The organism is Rhizobium sp. SRI_017 (genome assembly GCF_057586295.1).
In genome coordinates this window covers 1-7437 of sequence record NZ_JBYCZP010000042.1, presented here as the reverse complement: position 1 = coordinate 7437, position 7437 = coordinate 1, and the positions used below count along the sequence as shown (strand labels likewise).

Here is a 7437-nt window from a genome sequence, read left to right as displayed (position 1 = left end):
TCACGAAGTATTCGATGGCGCGGAACGACTTCGACCGATTGCTTGCGGAATTGCTCGCTACTGCTTTACGCAAGCGTCCGCCATATGTTGTTGCAAGCGTAGAAACAATCAGTTCGGTGATATCGTCAATTACCGCAAAAAAATCGTCCGTTTGTCGGTCGTAGCGTTCTGCCCAGACGTGCTTTCCGGTGGCAGCTTCGATCAATTGCGCGTTAACGCGAATGCGGGCACCTGCTGTCTGAACGCTTCCTTCGAGTACATAGTTGGCTCGAAGGTTCCGCCAAATGTCCTGAACGCGGGTCGTCTCGGCTTTGTAGGCGAAGCTGGCGTTTCTGGCGATGACAGTGAGGTCTCGGAAGCGCGAGAGGTCGGTTAGGATATTCTCCGATATGCTTTCGCCGATGTAGTCTTGCTCGGGTACGCCACTCATGTTGTCGAACGGAAGCACGGCGATCGACAAGGCGGCGTCTTGACGAACGTCGGTCGCACCGAGCGCAGGCGCTCGGCCGACGGCCCGAAGCCGATACACTCTTACTCGCTTGGCGATATTCTTTAGTTCAACCTCCCCAAGATCATCACTGTCAAAGGGGATTTTGCCACGAACTGCCTCGTGGACGCTGCCTGACACGCAAAGTTCGCCCGGAGCGGCCAGGGCCTCTAATCGGGCGGCGATGTTAACGTCGTCGCCGAAGATGTCCTGCTCGTCGACAATCACGTCGCCGAGATTGATCCCTATTCTGAGCTTGATCGTGAGCCCGTCCGGGTTCAAGTCGTCAGCTGTCATGCGTTCTTGCAGAACGAGCGCAGAGTTCACTGCTTCAACTGCGCTGGGGAATTCCATCAATGCGCCATCGCCCATGACCTTCACGACGCGGCCGCCCATTTCAGCGACAAGAGGTTTGACGATATCGACCCAGAGGTGATTGACGAGTGCGACAGTACGAGCCTCGTCCTCTCCAACGAGCAGACTATAACCCGCGATGTCGGCGACAACTACGGCTGCCAATCTCCGCCTGATAACCTTCTCAATCATCGTATCCCCTCGTCAAGCCGCTGAATCATGACGCTAGCATAGGCCCGAAACGCGATAGCGCGAGCGAGATGTAGCAGTCCAGCGTCAGAGATGGTCAGCGGTTCTTCCAACCCTCGATTTGCCATGCCTGGTTATCGCTATGTGCGGAGGTTCCGCGAGAGCCGCAACTGGCACGCATTCAAAAAGTCATTCACGCACGCATGCGATCGAATTTGATGTCGGCTCTGGTCGCACTTGTGCCCGAGAACGAATGCGAGCATGTAGCCCTCGCCATCACCGCGTTGATCGACGGGCTCTGGTTGCGCCTGGGCCTGCAGTCAGGCGGATTCACACGCGAGGATGCGCTCAAGCAGATGCGCGATTATCTTTCCTACAGGCTGCCACCGGATTGACACGATAAGTCCGTCCGGAATGTCACCAGCTCGGTTGGCGACAATGATCCGGGCGACGACGTCGAATAAACTCAAGTAGACTGCCATTGGCGCATCAGGGACCTGAGGTCTCGGCTCGTGTTGGCCCAACACGGTCATCCGCTACACAAGGATTTTGAATCTGCTCTGCAACTCATATGGCAATTCGTAGGTAAAGTCCCAGGCCCTAGAGCTGTGAGGCTTGCCTGGAGCCCCGGCCCTCCAGATTTAGCTATTCGATCCTTCACACCATCTAACGCCGGTTCTTTAATGCGACGACTGTGATGATGATGACGAAGGCAGCAAGCCTCAGCAGATACATCCAGCTTCTCTCCTCCACTGGCAGATCGGAAAGGGCAAGCAGCGTCTGATTGGCCCCTAGGAGCCAGAAGGCAGCAGCGAAGGCCGCAAACAGCATGTCCCGCGTTCGTACCCAATAACGAATGAAGAACAGTCCCGAGATCAGGAAGCCCATTGTGATGAGTCCGGAAACGAATGCGAACATCGGCTAATCGGACTCCCAGACAAGACCAAATATGAGCAATCCGACAGCCGTCAGCGAGGCTGCATGCCGAACAACACGCAAATCCCATTGCGGGAAAACGACAAGATCAAACAAGACCACGAGGCTGTTAAGGGACAGGAACGCGAAACAGAGCCCGGTCCACAGCAGTAGACGAGTAAGAGTCCGCCAATATCCTTTCAGCAGCAACCAGGCACAGCCGGTACTGGCGACAAGGCAGAGGACATAGATGGCGACCTGGACATAGTGGCTCACTTCGGTGGCTTCCTCAGGATGAATGCATCGGAGAACGCGGCAAGTTTGGCATGCGATCGACCGACTATCATGAGCCTGACCTGCGTTGGCCGGGTGCGATATTCATGGTCTAATTTTGCTACGAAGGCGTCGAGGTCTGCAGACGCTGCAGCATAACGGACGGTGCCATCGCTCTCGCCGATCAACAGCCCGGCATTGCGCAGGCACTGTACCGATTGCGCAACGACGAGTTCACTGGCTCGCAGCTCCTTTACCATTTCCGCAGTCGTCCATATGCGAGCCGGCTGATTAAAAACAAGCAACAGCAGCTCGATCGACCAAACGGAGTCCAGACAGCCTTCGACCATCTCCCTGAAGCTTGAATCTGACGGCTGATCTCTGGTCATCAGCAGTGGCTTAAACGCGACTCAAAGAAAGTTCAACGCTCTCTTGAGGCTCGTCGCGGGCAACCAAATCACATTTGTCTTAGACGGACGACTGGAAAGCGCACGCTCACATCGCGAGCTCACGGCATTGTGATGCTGCGGCGCACAATCGCAAATGGCGTTAAAAAAACAAAAAGTTGCCTACATTCAGCCGCAATCGATGTTGCGCAACAATATGTTAAATCGGCCCCAGTTTGCCGCCGATTATTTGACATCGGACGACTTAAGTGAGAATTTCGTTTCAGATTTGGAAATAATTGAAGATGAATTTGGCGCTGAACTGAGTGCTGATTGCGGCAAATTCATGGCAACAAAGGTGCCAACGCGGAAGAGGATGCCATGAGAAATGCGACAACGCCAAAACTCGTGGTGTGCGATTTGGACCAGAACCTCCTTCACAATCGCGAGGCGGAGAGTGCTCTTCTGGATACCTGGATGAAGTGGGAGCGCGGGCACCGCCCTCTGCTGCTGTTTCATAGTGCGCGAACCGTCGACGAGCTACAATCGCTGCTGCCCTCGACAGTCCTTCCCCCGCCGGATTTCCTAATTGGTGGCGGCTCCGGGATGCTTGTCCGCCACTATTTCTGGAACCATGATCACTTGGGAGGGCATGGGGCTGAATTTGCCGGGTTCGCACCAGAACATCTACTTGCCTCGATGGCATCCAAAGCGCTTGCGCAATTGAACCCGCCGGAAGAAAATGCCGCGTCGCAGTTTCCCAAAGTGGAGAACGCTGTTCTCACCATGGCGGGTCTATCCGTCACCTTCGCGTCGACTGGAAAACGCGCTAGGCGGTCAGCTCCGCACGCGCCTCTTGCGTGGCTTCTCGCGCAGTTGAAGGTCGATGCAAGTGAAATCCGGACCTACTCTGCGGAGGAGCAAGTTCAAACCCGTCGGCTCAATACAGCGGCGCGATGACCTGGTTTGTCATCACCAACTGGGCGTTCGTCGCAGCGATATTGTTCGTCGTTCTCAATCGGAAGCGACCGCCCGTCGACGAGATGATCTGGACGGGTGTGCTCTGTCTGCTCTGGCCCGTGTTGCTGCTGTTTTTCCTCATCGGCACTGCCTTGTGGTTCGCACGCGCGGTCTACCACTCAATCAAGCGGCGTCGATGGGAATTCTGAGGCGAAGAGCATGATCAATGAATCCACGAGGAAGCCAATGAAGCGGTTTGAGTTTGTTGCGCGCAGTGGCGCGAAACTGGACGCCGACTACGTCATCGAGAACGGGGTGCTTCACGTCGCGTACCGGGGCGCGAGCATGAGCGTAGCGGCAGGGGTGAACGAGATTGCCAATGCTTTCCTGCGCGACAATCTGATGCGCTCTATCACCGGAGAAATCGATGTAACCGGGCGGAGCGATGGTTACGCTGAACCCAGTGGCGTTTCGACACGAACGTAGGGCAAGCCAAGGCCGCGGAGAGGAGGAGGTGGGAGTGGACACCCTTTCAGCCATCGTCTTAGGTGTCTTGGCGGTGGCTTTTGACGGCCACGCTTCTGCCGTAGCGCAGGGGATCGTGGATAGCGAAACGCACCTTGCCTTGCGTGCCCCTGGAATGTGGAGAGGTTTCAGAGGTTCGCCCGATCCCAAACCAGGCTTGCGGCAACACTCTGACGGGCTTTGGTACCCCAAGCGAGCGTTCCGGCGCGGATGCGGCTCGACCGTAGAACGGTCAGGATGTTTGACCGATCACCAAAGGTGGTGCCAGGCACAATATTGGTCATACCGGGTCTTGGACGGTACGTTTCAGCCCTACGATGGGAAGCGGCGGCCCTGCATATCTCCATTCAGCCACTGAGATTGCTCGCGGATGGTGGTTGCCCCGTATGGCAAATTCTGCCGGAAGCGGAGGATGCTGCGCCCCGTTAAACGCGCTAATGTTTCAGTTCGACCGGGTGCACTGCCCGCACGCGGTTTTTGGGGGCAGCCAGACATCCCCTTGTTACCCCATGGCTGTCCCCCTTTTTGGCGGTTTCGTGTCAATCTCATTGAGGTTGGAACACTCAGCGGCGCGGCCGTCATGACCCCTGGGCAGAGCGGTCCTACAAGATTGGCTATGGCAACACACCTCTGATTGGCCGCGCCTTGCGGCATTGTGTGAAGTGCAGTCCTGCTGGCATTGCGGGGTCCTTCCCAACTGCCAAGCCAAGATCAGAGATTTTCCAATGCCCACCCTCTACCTCACTTGCGGTCTTCCCGGTTCGGGGAAGACGTCGCTCGCCCAGATCATTGAACAAGAGGCATCTGCGCTGCGCCTGACCGGAGATGACTGGATGCACAAGCTTTACCCCGGCATCTCCACTCCGGAAGCTGAAACCGGTCCGTGTCGAGGTAGAGTCGAGAGCCTACAATGGCAAATCGCTCTGCGTGCCATCAGGCTTCAGTGCAACGTCGTCGTGGATTGGGGACTGTGGTCACGGGCAGAACGCGACATCTGCCGGGACGACGCTCGCGCAGCCGGTGCCAGCGTCGTCCTCTGCTTCCTCGACGTTCCCTTTGACGAGCTTTGGGATCGGGTTTCCCGGCGAAACGCCGAGCTTCCGGCCGGCACGTTCGACATCTCGCGGGCAGACCTGATTAGGTGGTCGAAGCACTTCTCGCCGCCGACCGCCGAAGAGCTGGCGCTTTACGATTGTCCGACCCATCTAAGCGTCACCGCCCCTGTATGAAACGCCTGCTCGAGATCAGTTGCGCGGATCGACGACTGCTTGTGGCGCGATCCAGTCGTTTCATTGCGCTCCAGGAACCGCCCGAAAGGGCCGACTCGGCCCCGAACCGCGGACTGAACCCCACGCAGGCGCTTAACGTCATTGCTGTACCAAACCCAGATTAGACTCCAACCAGCGTAAGGTCTAAGCTGGGCGACTGGCCAGTTTCAAACAGGAATCCATGGCGTGATACGCGAGGCGAATATTCGGCGGCTCGCCGCCATTGTGGCCGTTGACGTTGCTGGCTACAGTCGGCTGATGCACGAAGATGAGGAAGGGACGCTTTTTGCCCTCAAAGCCCATCGCCGCGAATTAATCGATCCCAAGATTGCGGAATACAGGGGCCGCATCGTCAAGACGACCGGTGATGGAATGTTGCTCGAATTTCCGAGTGCCATCGATGCCGTTCGCTGTGCCATCGAGGTTCAACAGGAGATGGCGAGCCGCAACGCCGAAATTCCTGATCGTCGAAAAATGATCTTCCGGGCAGGGATAAACCTGAGCGATGTCATCGTCGATGACGATGACATCTACGGCGACGGGGTAAATGTCGCGGCAAGGCTGGAGACGTTAGCCAGCCCAGGAAGCATCTGCATCAGCGGAACCGTCTACAAACAACTTGCGGGAAAAATCACGCAAGATATTAAGGATATGGGAGACCAGACCCTCCGAAATATTGAAGACCCTGTGCGGATTTACCAGATTCTGGTTGGTGATGCAGGCCCGGCCACAACCGAACCCAACCTGTCGGCTGCTGCTGTGCCCGATCTCGGGTTTGGCGCGCCCGAGCGACCCTCAATCGCCATCCTTCCGTTCGAGAACCTAAGCGGTGATCCAGATCAGGATTTTCTCGCCGAGGGACTGAGGCTCGGTATCTTGTCGTCTTTGGTGCAGCTCTCTGGCCTCTTTCTCATTAGCACGAGCGCCGTCAACAGTTTCCGGAATCGGAACGTCCCCGCCGCACAGGCTGGCGCTTCAGTCGGTGTGCGCTACGTCCTGGGTGGTGCAGTGCAGCAGGTCGGTAAGCATCTCCGGGCTACGCTTCAGCTTACCGATGTCGTTGCCGGTGAGATCATTTGGTCAGAACGCTACGACCGGGACGTCGATGATCTGTTTAAGGTTCAGGACGAGATCACTCAGGAAGTCCTGATTTCACTGGACGTTGAACTCATTGGCGGCGAGAAAACCAGAATCTGGTATGATAATCTTACCAACCCCAGAGCTCGCGAGCTTTACCATCGGGGCGTAAGCCATTTCTACGCCGGAACCAAAGATGACAATATCGCGGCTCTTCGTCATTTTCATGAGTTATATCGAGTTCAGCCGGACACGGATCATGCAGCGAGCCTCATCTCGGTCGTCCACCTTATCGATGCGATGTTCGGTTGGTCGCAATCGGAAGAGCGTTCACTCGAGGAAGCCGCCAAGTGGGCTGATATCGCCATTGGATACGAAAGAACCAACGGCCTTGGACATATTGTCACCGGCCACTTGCAGCTTCTAAAGGGCATGCATGACGAGGCCCTAGCGAACTGCGAAATTGCAATAGGATTTCGCCCGAACTGCGCGCTCACGCACGGAATCCTGGCTGAGGTCCGGAACTACTGTGGCGATTCAGTCAACGCGATCAAGAGCGCGAGAGAGGCGCTCCTGCTCGAGCGAAACTATCCACCCTGGTTGATCAATGTGCTTGCGACTGTCTACCGCGATAGCGGCAAGGTGCGCCTGTCTATCCCCGCGGCGAGGGAGGCGTTGCGCGTCGATCCGCAACAAACTGAAGCCCGGATCATACTTTGCAGCGGCTACAGTCTTGACGACTCGCACGGCGAAGCCCGGCAAATCGCACAGGAAATCATCGCGGCTGATCCGACATTCAGCCTGTCGCGTTATGCCGATAAGAAGCCCTATAAATACCGCGGGACACTGGAGCAGATCCTCAATGTGCTGCGCGACGCGGGGCTTCCGGACTAGGAAGGCCCAGGGTCATTTCCATTGTCATCTGATCGGGCGACGTTCGCTCCGCTAGGCAAGTATTTAGAGACGGCGCTTTGAAGACTGGGGGTCTTGGCGGTTGATGGCC

The 7437-nt window shown here is 56.6% G+C and carries 11 protein-coding genes and 1 pseudogene; 8 read left to right on the top strand and 4 right to left on the bottom strand.

Annotation, left to right across the window (positions count from 1 at the left end):
- Positions 1 to 1033: adenylate/guanylate cyclase domain-containing protein (locus tag AC2YI2_RS34665; RefSeq protein ID WP_487391068.1), on the bottom strand; the 1033-nt coding region annotated here is incomplete at its 3' end.
- Between the two features lie 95 nt (positions 1034 to 1128).
- Between AC2YI2_RS34665 and AC2YI2_RS34660 the strand changes: the two are divergent.
- Positions 1129 to 1425 (top strand): annotated as a pseudogene (locus tag AC2YI2_RS34660) (TetR family transcriptional regulator C-terminal domain-containing protein); the annotation flags it as partial.
- A gap of 271 nt (positions 1426 to 1696) precedes the next feature.
- Here AC2YI2_RS34660 and AC2YI2_RS34655 read toward each other — a convergent pair.
- Genes AC2YI2_RS34655 through AC2YI2_RS34645 form a run of 3 tightly spaced genes read right to left on the bottom strand, consistent with a single transcriptional unit; the run spans position 1697 to position 2607 of the window.
- Positions 1697 to 1948, bottom strand: coding sequence for a DUF5985 family protein (locus AC2YI2_RS34655; protein WP_487391067.1), 252 nt, complete (start codon positions 1946 to 1948; stop codon positions 1697 to 1699).
- A gap of 3 nt (positions 1949 to 1951) precedes the next feature.
- Positions 1952 to 2221 (bottom strand): DUF5985 family protein, encoded by a 270-nt coding sequence (locus AC2YI2_RS34650; protein ID WP_487391066.1) that lies wholly within the window; start codon positions 2219 to 2221, stop codon positions 1952 to 1954.
- Complete coding sequence (locus tag AC2YI2_RS34645) at positions 2218 to 2607, bottom strand: hypothetical protein (protein WP_487391065.1); 390 nt, start codon at positions 2605 to 2607, stop codon at positions 2218 to 2220. Before AC2YI2_RS34645 ends, AC2YI2_RS34650 begins: the two co-directional genes overlap by 4 nt.
- 154 nt (positions 2608 to 2761) lie before the next feature.
- Between AC2YI2_RS34645 and AC2YI2_RS34640 the strand changes: the two genes are divergently transcribed.
- From AC2YI2_RS34640 to AC2YI2_RS34610, 7 genes are all read left to right on the top strand, one after another.
- Positions 2762 to 2989, top strand: coding sequence for a hypothetical protein (locus tag AC2YI2_RS34640; protein ID WP_487391064.1), 228 nt, complete (start codon positions 2762 to 2764; stop codon positions 2987 to 2989).
- Positions 2986 to 3564: an HAD family hydrolase gene (locus AC2YI2_RS34635; protein WP_487391063.1), complete on the top strand. Its 579-nt coding sequence runs from the start codon at positions 2986 to 2988 to the stop codon at positions 3562 to 3564. The genes AC2YI2_RS34640 and AC2YI2_RS34635 overlap by 4 nt, the downstream gene beginning before the upstream one ends.
- The gene (locus tag AC2YI2_RS34630; RefSeq protein WP_487391062.1) at positions 3561 to 3773 is read left to right on the top strand and encodes a hypothetical protein; all 213 of its coding nucleotides are present in this window, start codon (positions 3561 to 3563) and stop codon (positions 3771 to 3773) included. Before AC2YI2_RS34635 ends, AC2YI2_RS34630 begins: the two co-directional genes overlap by 4 nt.
- A 10-nt stretch (positions 3774 to 3783) precedes the next feature.
- Entirely contained in the window at positions 3784 to 4050 is a 267-nt protein-coding gene (locus tag AC2YI2_RS34625) for a hypothetical protein (RefSeq protein WP_487391061.1), read from the top strand.
- Positions 4010 to 4447 carry a BA14K family protein gene (locus AC2YI2_RS34620; RefSeq protein ID WP_487391060.1) on the top strand — a complete coding sequence of 146 codons (438 nt, stop codon included), beginning with the start codon at positions 4010 to 4012 and terminating at the stop codon, positions 4445 to 4447. The genes AC2YI2_RS34625 and AC2YI2_RS34620 overlap by 41 nt, the downstream gene beginning before the upstream one ends.
- Before the next feature lie 352 nt (positions 4448 to 4799).
- A complete protein-coding gene (locus AC2YI2_RS34615; RefSeq protein ID WP_487391069.1) occupies positions 4800 to 5318 on the top strand; it encodes a P-loop nucleotide/nucleoside kinase family protein in 519 nt (172 codons plus the stop codon).
- 225 nt (positions 5319 to 5543) lie between these two features.
- A complete protein-coding gene (locus AC2YI2_RS34610; protein ID WP_487391059.1) occupies positions 5544 to 7328 on the top strand; it encodes an adenylate/guanylate cyclase domain-containing protein in 1785 nt (594 codons plus the stop codon).
- The last annotated feature ends 109 nt before the right edge of the window (positions 7329 to 7437 follow it).

Coding starts and splice junctions, on each gene's coding strand:
- AC2YI2_RS34620 (WP_487391060.1), top strand. CDS start 4,010: ATGGTTACGCTGAACCCAGTGGCGTTTCGACACGAACGTAGGGCAAGC.
- AC2YI2_RS34640 (WP_487391064.1), top strand. CDS start 2,762: ATGGCGTTAAAAAAACAAAAAGTTGCCTACATTCAGCCGCAATCGATG.
- AC2YI2_RS34630 (WP_487391062.1), top strand. CDS start 3,561: ATGACCTGGTTTGTCATCACCAACTGGGCGTTCGTCGCAGCGATATTG.
- AC2YI2_RS34635 (WP_487391063.1), top strand. CDS start 2,986: ATGAGAAATGCGACAACGCCAAAACTCGTGGTGTGCGATTTGGACCAG.
- AC2YI2_RS34645 (WP_487391065.1), bottom strand. CDS start 2,607: ATGACCAGAGATCAGCCGTCAGATTCAAGCTTCAGGGAGATGGTCGAA.
- AC2YI2_RS34655 (WP_487391067.1), bottom strand. CDS start 1,948: ATGTTCGCATTCGTTTCCGGACTCATCACAATGGGCTTCCTGATCTCG.
- AC2YI2_RS34625 (WP_487391061.1), top strand. CDS start 3,784: ATGATCAATGAATCCACGAGGAAGCCAATGAAGCGGTTTGAGTTTGTT.